Origin of the sequence: Flavobacterium succinicans, assembly GCF_001662485.1 — a bacterium.
GTDB lineage: Bacteria > Bacteroidota > Bacteroidia > Flavobacteriales > Flavobacteriaceae > Flavobacterium > Flavobacterium succinicans_A.
On sequence record NZ_JMTM01000053.1, the window covers coordinates 267,767 to 283,252 of the forward strand.

16 protein-coding genes are annotated in these 15,486 nt (G+C 36.1%); 2 read left to right on the forward strand and 14 right to left on the reverse strand.

Annotated features, from left to right (window positions below):
• Position 1: 1 nt before the first annotated feature.
• The 6 genes from FLB_RS10090 to hemB form a co-directional block, all read right to left on the reverse strand.
• Positions 2–436, reverse strand: coding sequence for a hypothetical protein (locus FLB_RS10090; RefSeq protein ID WP_064715825.1), 435 nt, complete (start codon positions 434–436; stop codon positions 2–4).
• Positions 437–447: 11 nt separating this feature from the next.
• Positions 448–1,161: a 3'-5' exonuclease gene (locus FLB_RS10095; protein ID WP_064715826.1), complete on the reverse strand. Its 714-nt coding sequence runs from the start codon at positions 1,159–1,161 to the stop codon at positions 448–450.
• Between the two features lie 66 nt (positions 1,162–1,227).
• Entirely contained in the window at positions 1,228–1,698 is a 471-nt protein-coding gene (locus FLB_RS10100; RefSeq protein WP_064715827.1) for a methylated-DNA--[protein]-cysteine S-methyltransferase, read from the reverse strand.
• Between the two features lie 7 nt (positions 1,699–1,705).
• Positions 1,706–3,580 carry a beta-N-acetylhexosaminidase gene (locus FLB_RS10105; RefSeq protein WP_064715828.1) on the reverse strand — a complete coding sequence of 625 codons (1,875 nt, stop codon included), beginning with the start codon at positions 3,578–3,580 and terminating at the stop codon, positions 1,706–1,708.
• A 330-nt stretch (positions 3,581–3,910) separates the two neighbouring features.
• Entirely contained in the window at positions 3,911–4,303 is a 393-nt protein-coding gene (locus FLB_RS10110) for a c-type cytochrome (protein WP_064715829.1), read from the reverse strand.
• Between the two features lie 4 nt (positions 4,304–4,307).
• Positions 4,308–5,318, reverse strand: coding sequence for a porphobilinogen synthase (gene hemB, locus FLB_RS10115; protein WP_064715830.1), 1,011 nt, complete (start codon positions 5,316–5,318; stop codon positions 4,308–4,310).
• A gap of 191 nt (positions 5,319–5,509) precedes the next feature.
• Here hemB and FLB_RS10120 point away from each other — a divergent pair, with 191 nt between their 5' ends.
• Together FLB_RS10120 and FLB_RS10125 are read left to right on the forward strand one after the other, a co-directional pair.
• Positions 5,510–6,142 carry a hypothetical protein gene (locus FLB_RS10120; RefSeq protein WP_064715831.1) on the forward strand — a complete coding sequence of 211 codons (633 nt, stop codon included), beginning with the start codon at positions 5,510–5,512 and terminating at the stop codon, positions 6,140–6,142.
• A 15-nt stretch (positions 6,143–6,157) separates the two neighbouring features.
• Positions 6,158–8,023, forward strand: a complete 1,866-nt coding sequence (locus FLB_RS10125) for a hypothetical protein (protein ID WP_064715832.1) — start codon at positions 6,158–6,160, stop codon at positions 8,021–8,023.
• Positions 8,024–8,063: 40 nt separating this feature from the next.
• Here FLB_RS10125 and FLB_RS10130 read toward each other — a convergent pair whose 3' ends face one another.
• The 8 genes from FLB_RS10130 to hemA form a co-directional block, all read right to left on the reverse strand.
• A complete protein-coding gene (locus FLB_RS10130; RefSeq protein ID WP_064715833.1) occupies positions 8,064–9,005 on the reverse strand; it encodes a DUF4421 family protein in 942 nt (313 codons plus the stop codon).
• Positions 8,996–9,919 (reverse strand): oxygen-dependent coproporphyrinogen oxidase, encoded by a 924-nt coding sequence (gene hemF / locus FLB_RS10135; RefSeq protein ID WP_064715834.1) that lies wholly within the window; start codon positions 9,917–9,919, stop codon positions 8,996–8,998. The genes FLB_RS10130 and hemF overlap by 10 nt, the downstream gene beginning before the upstream one ends.
• Before the next feature lie 46 nt (positions 9,920–9,965).
• Entirely contained in the window at positions 9,966–10,358 is a 393-nt protein-coding gene (locus tag FLB_RS10140; RefSeq protein WP_064715835.1) for a hypothetical protein, read from the reverse strand.
• 124 nt (positions 10,359–10,482) lie between these two features.
• The gene (gene hemE / locus FLB_RS10145) at positions 10,483–11,511 is read right to left on the reverse strand and encodes a uroporphyrinogen decarboxylase (protein ID WP_064715836.1); all 1,029 of its coding nucleotides are present in this window, start codon (positions 11,509–11,511) and stop codon (positions 10,483–10,485) included.
• A 108-nt stretch (positions 11,512–11,619) separates the two neighbouring features.
• Positions 11,620–12,288 carry a uroporphyrinogen-III synthase gene (locus tag FLB_RS10150; RefSeq protein ID WP_064715837.1) on the reverse strand — a complete coding sequence of 223 codons (669 nt, stop codon included), beginning with the start codon at positions 12,286–12,288 and terminating at the stop codon, positions 11,620–11,622.
• Entirely contained in the window at positions 12,288–13,214 is a 927-nt protein-coding gene (gene hemC / locus FLB_RS10155) for a hydroxymethylbilane synthase (protein WP_064715838.1), read from the reverse strand. The genes FLB_RS10150 and hemC overlap by 1 nt, the downstream gene beginning before the upstream one ends.
• Positions 13,215–13,349: 135 nt before the next feature.
• The gene (locus FLB_RS10160; RefSeq protein ID WP_064715875.1) at positions 13,350–13,775 is read right to left on the reverse strand and encodes a GxxExxY protein; all 426 of its coding nucleotides are present in this window, start codon (positions 13,773–13,775) and stop codon (positions 13,350–13,352) included.
• A gap of 330 nt (positions 13,776–14,105) precedes the next feature.
• On the reverse strand, positions 14,106–15,362 hold the full coding sequence (hemA, locus tag FLB_RS10165; protein ID WP_064715839.1) for a glutamyl-tRNA reductase: 1,257 nt from the start codon (positions 15,360–15,362) through the stop codon (positions 14,106–14,108).
• Positions 15,363–15,486: the final 124 nt, after the last annotated feature.

Genomic DNA, 15,486 nt, shown 5'->3' on the forward strand with positions numbered 1-15,486 from the left:
TTTATAATTTTTGTAAATGTAATATTTTGTTTTTTGATAAAATAGTAAGAACCAAAAGAACACTTTGTTGAAGAAAAATTATGTAATAACCGTAACCTAAACTATCATAGGAATTGTAAAGAGAAATAATCATCAATCCTAATGTTAAAACAATCAACAACAAACTAATTTTTTTTCTATTATAAAAAAGAAATAGAGGCGTAATCACAAGTGAAAAAATTATTAAGATAAACGCTAAAAATTCAAAAACATCTAAAAAAGTAATAGATTGGAAAGTAAAAAAATCAACCAAATACTTAATAAAAGGATCATAATAATAGTCCGTAGAGCCACCACCATCCAAAGCACAACTGATGATAATAACTTTATTAAAAGGCAGAAATAATGAAACAAATCCAACAAGACTAAAAATTACAAAAAAAGCTTTTTTATACATTTAGCGTTAATTTACACGTGAATAATCTCTTCGTCAATCAGTAGATCTTCTCTGCGAAGGCGAAGGAAAATCTGCGCCACGGCAATAGTATCTTTTTCGCAATAGGTTACGATGCGATCGATGTCTTTCTCTACATAAAAAACATGTCCGACTTGGCTGCCATCGATATCGCCTTTTGGCGAAGGAATTCCGAGTACTTTGCATAGTAACTTCAAGGAAGTAAAATGCTTGTAATCGCCAAATTTCCATAATTCTAAGGTGTCCAAATGCGGAATCTCCCAAGGTTTTTTGCCAAATAAATTGAGTTTATCAGGAATAGGCATTTGGTTGATGATCATTCTTCTTGCTAAAAACGGAATGTCAAATTCTTTGGCATTATGACCACACAAAACATGTTGCGGCTGATTAAAATGATTGTTGATTAGATTACTAAAATCCTTCAATAGCTGTTTTTCTTCACCAAAAAAAGAGGTGACTCTAAAATTACGAATGTCCCCTTTGATGATAAAATAGCCTACCGAAATGCATACAATTTTTCCAAACTCGGCCCAAATTCCAGCGCGATCATAAAATTCTTCCGGTGTAAAATCGTCTTTGCGTTGGTATAGTGTTTTGTGATCCCAAAGCGCTTTCATTTCGTCATCCAAAGTGTTGAAGTTTTCTACTTCGGGAACGGTTTCTATGTCTAGGAAAAGAATGTTGTTGAGGTTTATTTTTTCGATCATTTGTAAGTGATTTATTCACGAATTTAAATAATTGAAAATAAAATTCGGAAATTTGTAGCTAAAATTTTAGAAAAGTGTTTGTTGACCGGATGGACTTTCGTGTTCCAATAGCCATTTTTTGCGCCACAATCCTCCAGCATAGCCCGTTAGTGAGCCATCGGTGCCAATGACTCTGTGACAGGGCACTACGATCCATAGCGGATTTTTTCCGTTGGCCGAAGCGACGGCTCGAATGGCTTTGACATCGCCTAGTTTTTTGGACAAATCCATATAACTACAGGTTTTTCCGAAGGGAATTTCGAGTAGGGCTTGCCACACTTTTTGTTGGAATTCGGTTCCTTTGGGATTAAGTTTGAAATCAAAATGGGTGCGATTGCCTTGAAAATAGTCACTAAGTTGGGTAACGGCTTCTTGCAAAACAGTTGGTATTTCAGTGGAAACTTCTCCCTCATCGATAACGGAAATTTTAGCAATGCCGTTGGTATCTCCTATTATTTGGGCGATTCCTAGTGGGGTATTGATAGCAGCGGTTTCCATTTATATTTTACTGTTCAAGTCTTTTTTTTAGTAATTCTTTACTAATGGTTAACATTCTGCCTATTTGGATTCCATTTCTATAAGCTACTACTCGAAAAATGATTTCTCCGTTTGGAATCTCAAAAGGTTTAGTGTATTTTGGGGAATATTTCGCTGGGAAAGAGCCATCTATGGTATAATACAAATCTACATTAGATAATTCGCTAGAAAGCGTACAAATCATTTTATTACCTTCGTTTTTTGTTTCAACAATAGGGTCATAAACTGCCTTACAAATTGGTTTTTCTATACCATCAAATCTTTTGAAATGTTGCTCTACCCTTTTAGAAAAATCATCCCAATTTTTATTTTTTGATGGGCTCCAAACCGATTCACTTATTGCGAAAGCTCTTGGATATGTCATATAAAATGCATGTTGAATCGTTGGCACATTTTCCGTCCATAGATTTGCTTGCCCTCCCAAAATATATTTTGGATCTACTTCAGCGGGAGCAGGCTCAAACTCATACGCTTTTTTCAAGGAAAGGCTTGCATAAATGGGTACTTCAACAGAACTATCTCCTTGAATATAATCTAAATAAGCATGTTTAGTTGGCGACATAACGACTTCGTGTCCCATTTTGGCCGCCTTTATCCCGCTTTCAATGCTTCTCCAACTCATTACCGCAACGCCATCTGCCAAACCACCTTCTAAAATCTCGTCCCAACCGATCACTTTCTTTCCTTTGGAGCTGATAATTTTTTCTATTTTTTTTATGAAATAACTTTGCAATTCTTTGGAATTCTTCAAGTTTTCTTTTTTCATCAATGCTTGGCAATTGGCATCTTTCTCCCAATAACCATGATAGCATTCATCTCCGCCTAAGTGAATGTATTGTCCTGGAAATAAAGAAGCTATTTCGCCAAATATGGTATCGAGTAAGGCATAGACTCTTTCGTCTGATGGATTTAAAGAATTTTCAATGGTCATTGTAAAAGTTCCGTCACCATGCCATTCTGAAAATTTAGAACCCGGGTTAACCATCTTAGGCTCTTTTTTAGTAGACAATTCAGGATAAGCCGCCAATAATGCCATACTGTGTCCTGGCACGTCAATTTCGGGTAAAATTGAAATTTTTCTTTCGGAGGCATATTTTATGACATCCTTTATTTCATCTTGAGTATAAAATCCTCCATAAGGAGTTTTTTCTGCTTGATTTGGAGCTTCTCGTTCACCAAATAAGCCAAATCTTTCTACTCTCCAGGCTCCAATTTCGGTAAGTTTTGGCAAGGCTTTGATTTGGATTCTCCAACCGTTATCATCTGTGAGATGCCAATGCAAAACATTGAATTTATATTTAGACATCCAATCGATGTATTCTTTCACTTCGCTTATTGAAAAGAAATGCCTGCTCACATCGAGCATTAATCCTCTCCAACCAAAACGAGGGTAATCTTTAATTTTACATGCAGGAATAGAAATACTTTCTTTACTTAATTCTTCAACTGGAAATAATTGATCAAAAGTTTGCAAGGCATAAAATAAACCTGTGATTGTATTCGCTTTTAATTCAATTGTTTTTTCGTTAGCATCCAAAGTGTACCCTTCCTTTCCGACAGAAGCGTCTTGGGTTTTGTTTATTTCTAAAGAAATATAATTGGAATTACTCTTTGGCTTTTCTGAAGAAACCATAACTCCTGCCCCAAAAAAAGACCTGAAATGCAAATCGATAATTTGACGTAGTTCTGAATTACTGCTTATTAAATAAACTTTTGTTTTAGGAGTAAAAACAAAAATTCCTTTTTGAGCAATATAATTTACTGGAGTTGGAATGATAGAGTGTTGAGCAAGTAAAGTATAACCTATTAAAAAAAATAATGCGCTTGTAATTTTAATTTTCATCTTAATGGTTTTCTATGTTTTCAAATATAATGATTAAAAAAAAACCATCTCAATTGAAATGGCTTTTGTTTAATTTTTTTGTGAAATTGAGGTTTATACCAGAATTAGAAATCTAGTACAACTAAAGTACTTTACTGTTTTTTATATTTTTTAGCGGAGTTCCATGAATCAATTCATTTGTTTTTACTATTGTTGTTTGGATCAAATGTAATCTTCGATGTCTTCTTCAAAACCATGAATTTTTTTTACGCGTTTGCATTTCTAGTGGAGTTCAAGCTACGCTCCGCTTGGTTCTTCCATTTTTTTATTCAAAAAGATTAGCTCCTTGGTTTATTTCAAATGCGAATTAACATAGGCTTCTATTGCTTTTAATTCTTCCTCAGACATGGCTTTGGTGATGGCGAGGTTTGCTTTCATCACTTCATATTGAGCTGGATCCATAATGGGTTTTGCTTCTTCTTTGAGGAAAGCGATGATGTTTCCGTTTTGTTCTTTATAGGTTTTTGCCATTTCTTGAACGCTTGGCCCAATTAACTTGGCATCTACTCTATGGCAGGCAATGCAGGCTCCTTTATTTTCAAACAGCTCTTTTCCTAATGCCTCGGGCGTTAGAGTTGCTTCTGATTTTATATCGGTAGTTGTTGAAGTACCAAAAGGTTCGGCGCTTTCTTTTTTACAAGAAAAAACAAGAAAAGCAATGGCAATTAGTGCTAATTTTTTCATTTTTTTATCGATTTAAAAGTATCGCAGCTTCTTTAGCAAAATAAGTCGAGATTAAACTCGCTCCTGCTCGCTTGATACACATTAATTGTTCCATCATAATTTTGTCATGATCGAGCCAACCTCGTTCTGCTGCGGCTTTAATCATAGCATATTCGCCCGAAACATGGAAAACCGTTACAGGTACATTCACGGTATTTTTTACCTCACGCACGATATCCAAATAGGCGATTCCGGGTTTTACCATTACCATATCGGCACCTTCTTCCACATCAGACAAGGCCTCTTTGATGGCTTCGATGCGATTGGCATAATCCATTTGATAGGTTTTTTTGTCTTTTGGTACTTCGACAGGCTCAGTATCGATTTCGGCTGGTTTTGGGGCACTGTCTAGCGCATCGCGAAATGGCCCATAAAATGCCGAAGCATACTTGGCCGAATAACTCATAATCCCCACATGATGATAGCCTGCAGCATCCAATCCTTGACGCAAACGCAATACGCGTCCGTCCATCATATCGCTTGGCGCTACAAAATCAGCTCCTGCCTCAGCATGCGAAACGGCCATTTTTACCAAAGCATCGTTGGTGGAGTCATTTTCTACATCGCCATTGGCAATGATTCCGTCGTGACCATAAATAGAATAAGGGTCTAAAGCCACATCGGGCATAACAATCATTTCTGGGCAAGCCGCTTTGATGGCACGAATGGCTTGTTGCATTAATCCGTTGGGATTCCAAGCTTCTTTACCGGTATTGTCTTTTAGCGCTTCGCTAACTTTTACATAAATATTGACCGCACGAATGCCTAATGCATAAATTTCTTTGACCTCTGCAACTGTTAAATCAATGGAACGGCGGTAGATTCCTGGCATGGAAGGAATTTCGACTTGTACATTTTCGCCCTCTGCTATAAACATGGGAAACATAAAATCGGTAGGACTTAAAGTGGTTTCTCTAACTAAGCTTCGGATGGATTCGTTCACTCGTAAGCGACGGTTTCTGTGTAGTGGAAACATGTAGGTGTGTTTTATATTTTGATCACAATTCAACTTTTTGAATCGAAAGTGTAAAATTACAGAAAATAGGCGAAAATAAAGAACGCTAAGACATTATAAATAGTAGTTTTTCACTTCTTTTCACTTGAATATAGCTCATTTATTTTAGTAAAACATACTTTGACTCAGTATATTTCGTTTAAATTTGCCTGATGAAGAAAATTCTTGTCTTATGTTGCTGTTGGCTCTTAACTAGTTGTTTTGAAATTACAGAAAAAATAAAGCACCACGACAATCAAAGTGGTGACTATACACTTATTGTAGATTTTTCTAAATCTTGGTTCAAAACCAAATCGGCTATGTGGTTAGAAGAAGTCGATGGCGTCAAAATTCCAAATGAAGAAGAAATTACTCAAAAATTACTCGACTTTAAACGAACCGCTTCAAAAATTGAAGGTATTACTAACCTAAGCACGAAAACTGACTTTGAACACTATATTTTTACAATTCAATTCACTTACCAAAATCTCAAAGCCTTGAATGCAGTGGTGAATGTGATTAATAAACAAAAAAACCAAGTACATTTCAACAGCAATGGCAAAACCTTCGAGCGTATTGCTTCTTATCCTGTTCCTGAAAAACTGGTAAAAGACCCCAAAAAGAAGACCGACTTAGAACAAGCCAATATTATCGCCGTTTACACTTTTGACAAAGACATAACAGGCGCAACAAACGGTAACAGTAAAATCGCTAAAAACAAAAAAACGGTCTTCTTGAAACAAAGCATGTATAATGTACTCAAGAAATCTTCATTAATGAACAATACTATTCTACTGAATCCCTAAATCTAAACTTCTCACATGAAATCGTTATTGACCTATCTCTTTTTATTAATAAGCTACATTGGTTTTTGTCAACAACCCTCCAAAAATTATGACTATTTTGTGCAATACAACGGAGCTCAGTTCACTAAAAAAGTCAAAATAGAGCAACTCACCAATCATCCGCTATTGAATAAGTTGCAAAAAGAAAATGCTGACTTTCATACGAATGAGTTTACCGCTCTATTTGATTTAGAAAAAAATGCAAGTGTTGTGGGTAATTTTACCGATAGTATCACCTACTATCAAGCCACAATTCCCATTAGAAACAAGGAAAAATTAAAAGCTTTTTTGACCAAAAGAAATGAAAAAAAAGCCAATTCTGATTCGATAACGAAATTCGAAATTCAGGAATTTGGCAACTATGCGATGCTAAATTCGACTGACCAAAAGTTTACCATAGCTTGGAATGATTCCTATTTAGTGTTTTTTGAATTGACCAAAAAATATAGTGATATTGCTCCAAAACGAGACGTAATTGTAGATTCGGTTGCTGCGCCAACAGTAACAGGTGAAACCTATGGCGACCCAGCCGAAACCTCTCCCGTAGAAGAAATACAAGAAGAAGTTGTGGTTGATGTTGCGCCTCCTGCTGATGCTCCGGTTGAATACGAAACGAATGATGCTACAACAGAAGACACCTATTCCAACGACACTTATTACGCAGCCTACGAAACCCAAAGAATTGCTTTTGATAGCATTCAAAAAATAAAACAAATCAATTTTACAAAATCACTTTTCGAGAAAGGTTTTGTTGCCCCAACTTCATCCAAAATAAACCCAACCGCCGATATTTCGTCGTGGGTAAATTATGGCGGATTCCTAACCAATTTGAGTTCTTCCTTTTCTACTTTAACTCAGTTAGGTGCCTACGGTAAATATTTGCCTTTGCAAAAAGGAATTGACACGTTTATCAAAGGGATGAATTTTGATTTTTATTTTGACAATGACAATGCTCGTATAGAAGAAACCATCGAATACTCAAAGCCAATTGCGGATATGATGGGAAAAATAAACGACCGAAAAATAAACAAAAAAATCTTTGCTTACTTCCCTGAACAAGAACCCCTAGGCTATTTTTCGTATCATTTTAATTCGAAAGCTTTGCTAGAAAATATGCCCCATATGATTGGTGAAATTTTTTTGAACACTGTCTTTATGAACGAAGATTTTAGTTTTGTAACCGATTTGATTACCACCTTAGTCGATGAAAAAGCAACCGCCACCTTATTTGATGGTGATATTAGTTTGTTTCTTCACGAAGTGAAATCGAAGGAAGTAAAAACCAAAACGTTTGAATACGACGAAAACTACGAATCCGTTGAAGTTGAAAAAATGGTAACCAAAACGATTCCTGAGTTTACAATGATTTTTACCGCTACCCATGCTACATTTTATGATAAATTGATTGATTTGGGAGTTCGCAAAAAAATGTTGTTGTCTAAAAACGGTTTTTATGAAATAGTTGGCACAAGCGAATTTGGTACCGTTTATATCGTAAAAAATCAAGATGTGCTTGTGGTAACCAACCTTTTGGAACAAACCCAAACCAACGAGGGGAATTTTAAAAATGGTATTCAAAAAAGTCTAAAGCAAAACACCATTTCGGCTGCATTTGATATTCAGAAAATGGCGGATACTTATTTGAAAACCGAAAAAAATAACACAAAAGATAAAAAGTACTTGAACGCTTTTGCTTCAAAATTCAAAACCATTAGCATGGAATCTCCTAAAAAAGTAACGGATAATAAATTAAAAGTTGACCTTCGATTGAATACAGTAAAAGGAGACAAAAACATTATGCTCCAAACGCTAGACCTGATTGATGAGATCAGTCAGAAATAACAGAAAAAAGGCGATTTCTACCATTGAAATCGCCTTTTTTTTATAACCCAATAGCCTTAGCGCCTTTATCGTATAGTTGTTTTACTTTTTTAGGTGGATCAAATCGATAGCCTGCGGTCACTCTTAAAGTGCTAATATCTTCATTAAAATTAAAAAGACTATCATTATCTTGAACGAAGACAGAATAATTAAGAGTTACGAAGGAAAAAAAAGAATCAGAATTGTACCCGAGTTTGAAATTCAACGTAGATTCTAGTACACTTGAAAAATCTCCATCAATTATATTAAAACCAGCACCAAGTGCAATCCCAGACGACACCAAAACACGTTTGCTAATTACCCAATTGTAGTAATAAGAAGGCGACAATGTGGCCAACCAAATATTGCTTTTATTATCACCATTCCCATCATTCAAATTAAGAGAGGTATTATAAATCGACAAGGTTGGTATAAAACTACCCGAACTCGTGGTTTGCCATTGGTTTTGATTGGCAATGGTTTTGAAAGAAAATTTAGGATTAAAAATATACGACGTGGTTCCTCCTATTTTGACAGAACGCATTTTCGGAAATGAAGACTTAAATTCACTATCTTCTGCATAAAATCCTTTTTGATTGGAATATAACAACGTCTGCATCCATTGTTTGACGATAAAGCGTGTCCCAAAATTGACCAAACTAGAATTGGAATTATCTTTGTTTACATCAAAAAAACGCGGAGAAATACCGTAACTAATATCTATAAGTTTATAACTCAAACTTAATCCAATTTGCTCTCTCCTATTGGGAATCAAATTCAAATAATTAGTCACTCCATCAGTCTTTGAAGCAAATTGAAAACTATTAGAAGTATCAAGATAATAAACACTCGTAATTACTTTATCATCATACGATTTAAAATAATCATGTTGCTCAGATGGCTCTTGTGCTTTGCAACACAAAAGCCCAACAAGCCAAAAAAGTACTATTTTTTTTAAACCCATTCTTTTGGTTGCATTAAAGTAGTAATCAATTTTTCTTCTTCGCTTCCTGCAACTGGATGATGGTCATACACCCATTGCACGTGAGGTGGTAAAGACATCAAAATACTCTCAATTCTTCCGTTGGTTTTTAAACCAAACAAAGTGCCTTTGTCGTGCACCAAATTGAATTCAACATAACGTCCTCGACGGATTTCCTGCCAAGTGCGTTGTTCCTGATTGTAGGGCAAATTTTTTCTTCGTTCTACAATGGGAACGTAAGCTTGAAGGAAACTATTGCCTACTTCGGTTACGAAATTGTACCAATCTTCCATACTCATCGCTTCAGAAGCTTTGCAATAATCAAAGAATAAGCCACCAATGCCTCGAGCCTCGTTGCGATGTGCATTCCAGAAATAGGCGTCGCACTGTTTTTTATATTTAGGATAAAACTCAGAATTATGCTTGTCGCATGCCGTTTTACAAGTTTGATGAAAATGAACAGCATCTTCTTCAAACAAATAATAAGGCGTTAAATCCTGTCCTCCTCCAAACCATTGCTGAATAACTTTTCTTGAACCTGTCCCGAGCGAAGTCGAGGGATCATACATTTCAAAATAACGCCAATTGGCGTGTACTGTGGGAACCATCGGATTTTTGGGATGCAACACCAAACTCAAGCCGCAGGCAAAAAAATCAGCTTCACCAACGTTGAACAATTTTTGCATACTGTCTGGTAGTTTGCCGTGTACTGCCGAAATATTGACACCGCCTTTTTCGAAAACAGCACCGTTCTCGATTACACGTGTTCTTCCGCCTCCACCTTCTGGACGATTCCAAAGGTCTTCTTTGAATTTGGCCTGACCATCAACCGCTTCTAATCCGGCTACGATTTGGTCTTGAAGGTTTTGTATGTAAGTGTAAAATTTATTTTTCATAAGCCTCACCCCTAACCCCTCTCCAAAGGAAAGGGGAACTAGGAATTTATTTTGTGTTAGTATTGATGTCCGTTAAAGCCGCTATTTTAGCATTGATTCCAAACGAAAACACCTTACTTTCTTTTTGGATAAAACGATAAATAGCAAGTGCTTTTTCTGAAAAAGAAAAGGGACTTACTGCAGAAAACGCTATTAAAAAATCGGCAAAGGATTCCATTTGGTTCCAATCAAAATGAAGGCGTTGCAAATGAACCATCAAATCCTCTGGTGAAAAAACGTTCAGACTTTCCAAATCCATTGCGAAGTCTTTCAGCTCCCCTTCGAGTGCGGCTTTTCGGTCTAAATTCCAATCCAAAGGTGGCAATACTAAAGAATGCAACTGCTTTAGACAATGATCTATTCGGGTACTTTCTTTATCTCGCAATCCTTTGCTTAGCATTTTAATTATTTTGTGTTATCTTGCAAGGTCATTTTCTAGACCTTGTAGGTATTCCTTTTTTAGCTAGACTTTCAAACATACCTACAAGGTTAAAAAAAACCTTGCAGGATAAGATATGAGCTAACTATTTCTTTCTATATTCCTTTACCGCATCAACAAATGCCTTGGCGTGGTCTACAGGAATATTAGGTAAAATGCCGTGTCCTAAATTGGCGATGTATTTATCGGTACCAAATTCGTCTATCATTTCATGGACCATTTTCTTGATGGTTGGAATAGGTGACAATAATCTTGAAGGATCGAAATTTCCTTGCAAAGTAATATTTCCACCAGATAAATAACGCGCATTTCTTGGTGTACAAGTCCAATCTACTCCAAGAGCAGAAGCTTTGCTTTTTCCCATTTCGTTCAAAGCAAACCAGCATCCTTTTCCGAAAACAATTACTGGCGTTACCTCAGCCAAAGCCTCAACGATTTGGTTGATGTATTTCCAAGAGAATTCTTGGTAATCCACAGGTGACAACATTCCACCCCAAGAATCAAAAATTTGAACGGCATTTACTCCAGCTTTTACTTTTTCTTTCAAGTATAAAATAGTGGTGTCGGTGATTTTTTGCAATAAGGTATGGGCCGCCACTGGGTTAGAGAAGCAAAAACCTTTGGCCGTGTCAAAACTTTTAGAACCTTTTCCTTCTACTGCATAGCAGAAAATTGTCCAAGGCGAACCTGCAAAACCAATTAAAGGCACCTCATCATTTAGCATTTCTTTGGTCAATTTCACCGCATCCATTACGTAACCTAAGGTTTCTTCGATATTTGGAACAATCACTTGATTGACTTGCTCCATAGTGCGAATAGGATTTGGAATTATGGGACCTAAATTGTCTTTCAATTCAACGTGAATTCCCATAGCACGTGGCACTACCAAAATATCCGAAAACAAAATCGCTGCATCTGGTCCTACGATACGAATAGGTTGCACGGTAATTTCAGCAGCTAATTCTGGCGTTTCGCAACGCGTGAAGAAATCATATTTGTCACGCAAAGCACGAAATTCTGGTAAATATCTTCCGGCTTGACGCATCATCCAAACTGGTGGACGTTCTACGGTTTCTCCTTTTAATGCTTTTAAAAATAGGTCGTTCTTTAACATAGTTTTCGGTTTTCAGTGTGCTGTTTTCGGTGGTGTTCCGTAAAAAGACAGGTGCTATTATTTATTTTATTTTATATCTGAACCCTTTCAACGTGAAGGGGTTTTTGTTTATTCATATTCTGCAATTACATCGTCTATGACTGATTCAATAGTGGGCTCATCAGCTACGATGATGTTTTTAATCTTGTGTTTTTCTAAAGCCTCGGCAGTGGTTTCGCCTATGCAAAAACAAATTTCGTTTTTTATCACATTGTTTTTCAAGTAACTCTCCACTCCCGATGGGCTGAAAAAAAGGATTCCATCCAGTTTCTCAAGAATTTTGCATGGAGTTAATATAGTTTCGTAAACTTGAATCTCATTGAATTGCACTCCAGCTTCTTTTAAAGCGTCTGGTAGGGTTTCTTTGCGCAAATTACCGCTAAAAAAAGTATAACTTTCATGACCATAAATCAAAGTGATAATTTCAGCTAAGTCCGAAGCATAACCCGTATAAGCAACGACATTAAATCCAGCTTCAGATAACAGAATTTTTGTTTTTAGTCCAACACAAAATACATTTTTGGTCTTTAAATTGTCGATATTGGCGTTTTCTAGAATGCGCTGTGCGGCATTTTGACTGGTGAAAATCAAATTGTCGTTGACGTTATTCAACTCGTATTCTTGTTTTTTTGTAGCAATAAAATCCTCCTCAAATAGCTCAAAACCTGCTGCTAGTATTTTTTGACGCTGCGCATCCGAAAGGGTTTTGGTTGATAAAATAACTGCTTTTGAATTCATTATTTCTTTAGTTTTTCTTTTATCGTTTTCATCAACTCGGTGCCGCCATTATTGAGGATTTCTTCGGCTGAATGGTAGCCTAGATTTTTCCACTCTTCGATGGGTACGACTTTGTTGATGGCTATTTTTTGTTGGCCGTCGATGGAAAAAAGGACGCCTTCGAAATGAATGGTGTCTTCTTCCTCGTTATATGTTGCCAAAGCTCCGATGGGTGCGGTACAACCTCCTTCGAGACGGCGCAAAAATTGACGCTCGATGTGGGTACACACCTCGGTTTCGATATCGTTCAATTCGGATACGGCTTCGCGACAAAACTCGTCCTCGGCCATGGCAACTACTACCATTGCTCCTTGCGCTGGTGCGGGAATCATCCAATCCAGATTGATAAAATCCGTTGGTTTTAAATTGATGCGCTCTAATCCTGCGGCGGCAAAAACGGCTCCATTCCAGTCACTGTCTTGCAATTTTTGCATACGAGTATTAACATTTCCACGAAGGTCTACCACTTGATGATTGGGAAATTTGTGTAACCATTGCGCTTGGCGACGCAAACTTCCGGTGGCGATGGTCCCGCTACCTTGAAGAAAATCAAGATTGCCTTTGTGTACCAAAATATCCAGGGTGTTTGCGCGCTCTAAAACGGCGGCTTGCACAATGCCTTGTGGCAATGCGGTGGGCACATCTTTCATAGAATGTACCGCAATATCGACTTGACCGCTAATCATAGCAACATCAAGGGTTTTGGTGAAAATTCCGGTGATTCCTAATTCGTATAGCGGTTTGTCCAAAATGATATCGCCTTCTGATTTCACTGCGATAATCTCTGTTTTATATCCTAAGTCGTTTAGTTTTTTCTCGACCGTGTGGGCTTGCCAAAGCGCGAGTTCGCTATCGCGAGTTCCTATACGTATTGTTTTTTCTGCCATTTTTCATTTTTTTACCATTAAGGTATTAAGGGACATTAAGCTTTGTGTTGTATATAAGAAAATTAAGTTTTAAAACTTTTAGACTTAATTTTTTAATCACTTAATGGTTCAATTTCTTTACGATACTATTTATATTTAATCTATTAATCTTGCAAAATACTCATTCACAATAGGTTTCATTGATTTTGTTATATTCAAAGTATTAAAATTAATTAATAATCCTTGAGGTCTTTGTAATAATTTCATGTATGTGAGTAGTTGTGCTTCGTGAATTGGTAAAAGGTTTTCTATTGCTTTTAATTCAACAACTACACAATCATTCACAAGTAAATCAATTCTTAAATCAGATTCTAACTCAAGATCGTAATAATCTATTTTGACAACTAATTGCTGTTTAACATCGTATCCGTTTTGTTCTAATTCATACTTAAGACATTGCTCATAAATACTTTCTAAAAGTCCAGGTCCTAAAGCTTTATGCACTTTTATGGCAAAACCTGTGATTTCATACGCTAATTGAGTAACCTCTTTTTTTGTTGTATATTTTTTTGTTTTTACCATTAGGATATTAAGGTAATTAAGTTTTTGTAAATTATATTTTTTAAATACTTTGCTTAATTCTCTTAATGGTAAAATTGTTTCTAAGCCAAGGCTTTGTTTTATTTTTACCATTAAGAGATTAAGGTAATTAAGTTTTTGTAAATTATATTTTTTAAATGCTTTGCTTAATTCTCTTAATGCCTTAATGGTAAAATTGTTTTTTTTAAGCCAAGGCTTTGTTTTGTTTTTACCCTTAAGATTTTATGGGACATTAAGATTTGCGTTGAATGTAAGTTAATTAAGTTTTAAAACGTATAACCTTAATTTTCATAATCTCTTAATGGTTAAATCTTATTTCGCATTAGTTTCTATTTGAAATATTTTTTCGATCCATTCAATGCTTTCATCTACCATGGTGTCTTCATCTTTCAGGTGATTGGCAAAATGGGTCGTGATTTTTTGAATGATGCGGTTGCTGATGATTTCGGCTTGTTCTTCGTTGAAATCGGCTAACTTTTTACTTTGAAAATTTAGCTCAGCCGTTTTGATAGCATTCAACTTTTCTTTTAAAGCATGAATCGTTGGGGCAAATTTTCTTGATTTTGTCCAAACCAAAAATTCATTTTTAATGGTTTCAATGATTTCTTCTGCTGCGGGAATATGCAATTTCCTGTTCTCTAAGGTTTCATCAGTCATTTGAGATAAGTGATCCAGATGAATCAACGTCACGCCTTCTATTTCAGTTACATTTTCGTGTACGTTTTTTGGAATAGACAAATCCAGAATCAGCATGGGTTTTTTCAGATTCAAAATCGCTTTGTCAACCGTAGGTTTTTGAGCGCCTGTGGCCACTACAACCACATCGGCTTTTTGCAATTCGAGATGCAATTCGGAATGATCTTTTACAATCAAATTGAGTTTTCCTGCTAATTTCTCCGCTTTATCTTTGGTTCTATTGATCAATGTAATGTGCTCGTTTTTGGTGTGTTTTACCAAATTTTCGCAAGTATTACGGCCAATTTTACCCGTACCAAAAAGTAAAATATTCTTGTTCCCGATGTCTGGAACGTTTTTCATGATGTATTGTACAGAGGCAAAAGAAACCGATGTGGCTCCAGAACTTATCTCCGTATCGGTCTTAATTTTTTTACTGGCCTGAATTACAGAATTAATCAATCGCTCCATAAAAGCATTGGTTAATTCCATCGCTTTCGACTCAACAAAGCCATTTTTAAGCTGACTGATGATTTCGAAATCGCCTAAAATTTGACTATCTAATCCCGTTCCTACTCTAAAAATATGATTAATAGCGTCTTGATTTTTGAAAACGTAAGCTACTTTTTGAAATTCTTCAACGGTGCCTTGGCTGTTCTCGCACAACAATTTGATGAGTTGAAAAGGGTGCTCTGCGTAGCCGTAAATTTCGGTACGATTGCAGGTTGAAGTAACGATTAAAGCTGGAATTCCCTCGTTTTTTGCTTGTTGAAGCAAATTGGTTTTGGCCAATGCATCCAAACTAAATTTACCCCTAATAGCAGCATCGGCTTTTTTATAGCTTAAGCCAACTGAGTAAAAATAGTGGTGCTTAGCGCCTTGATTTTTTTCCATAAATACAGTTCCTGTAAAAGTGAAACAAAGCTAGAACTATAGCTTGTATAAAAACAACGCTAAAAGTTCTTTTTGTGTCGCTCAATGTTTTTTTGGATTTATTTCGTTATTTAATAGCAAAATC

Bases quoted from the DNA above. Each gene is read 5' to 3' on its own strand.
- FLB_RS10120 (WP_064715831.1), top strand. From the start codon at position 5,510: ATGAAGAAAATTCTTGTCTTATGTTGCTGTTGGCTCTTAACTAGTTGT.
- FLB_RS10130 (WP_064715833.1), bottom strand. From the start codon at position 9,005: ATGGGTTTAAAAAAAATAGTACTTTTTTGGCTTGTTGGGCTTTTGTGT.
- hemF (WP_064715834.1), bottom strand. From the start codon at position 9,919: ATGAAAAATAAATTTTACACTTACATACAAAACCTTCAAGACCAAATC.
- hemE (WP_064715836.1), bottom strand. From the start codon at position 11,511: ATGTTAAAGAACGACCTATTTTTAAAAGCATTAAAAGGAGAAACCGTA.
- FLB_RS10105 (WP_064715828.1), bottom strand. From the start codon at position 3,580: ATGAAAATTAAAATTACAAGCGCATTATTTTTTTTAATAGGTTATACT.
- hemC (WP_064715838.1), bottom strand. From the start codon at position 13,214: ATGGCAGAAAAAACAATACGTATAGGAACTCGCGATAGCGAACTCGCG.
- FLB_RS10110 (WP_064715829.1), bottom strand. From the start codon at position 4,303: ATGAAAAAATTAGCACTAATTGCCATTGCTTTTCTTGTTTTTTCTTGT.
- hemB (WP_064715830.1), bottom strand. From the start codon at position 5,318: ATGTTTCCACTACACAGAAACCGTCGCTTACGAGTGAACGAATCCATC.
- hemA (WP_064715839.1), bottom strand. From the start codon at position 15,362: ATGGAAAAAAATCAAGGCGCTAAGCACCACTATTTTTACTCAGTTGGC.
- FLB_RS10100 (WP_064715827.1), bottom strand. From the start codon at position 1,698: ATGGAAACCGCTGCTATCAATACCCCACTAGGAATCGCCCAAATAATA.
- FLB_RS10125 (WP_064715832.1), top strand. From the start codon at position 6,158: ATGAAATCGTTATTGACCTATCTCTTTTTATTAATAAGCTACATTGGT.
- FLB_RS10150 (WP_064715837.1), bottom strand. From the start codon at position 12,288: ATGAATTCAAAAGCAGTTATTTTATCAACCAAAACCCTTTCGGATGCG.
- FLB_RS10090 (WP_064715825.1), bottom strand. From the start codon at position 436: ATGTATAAAAAAGCTTTTTTTGTAATTTTTAGTCTTGTTGGATTTGTT.
- FLB_RS10160 (WP_064715875.1), bottom strand. From the start codon at position 13,775: ATGGTAAAAACAAAAAAATATACAACAAAAAAAGAGGTTACTCAATTA.
- FLB_RS10095 (WP_064715826.1), bottom strand. From the start codon at position 1,161: ATGATCGAAAAAATAAACCTCAACAACATTCTTTTCCTAGACATAGAA.
- FLB_RS10140 (WP_064715835.1), bottom strand. From the start codon at position 10,358: ATGCTAAGCAAAGGATTGCGAGATAAAGAAAGTACCCGAATAGATCAT.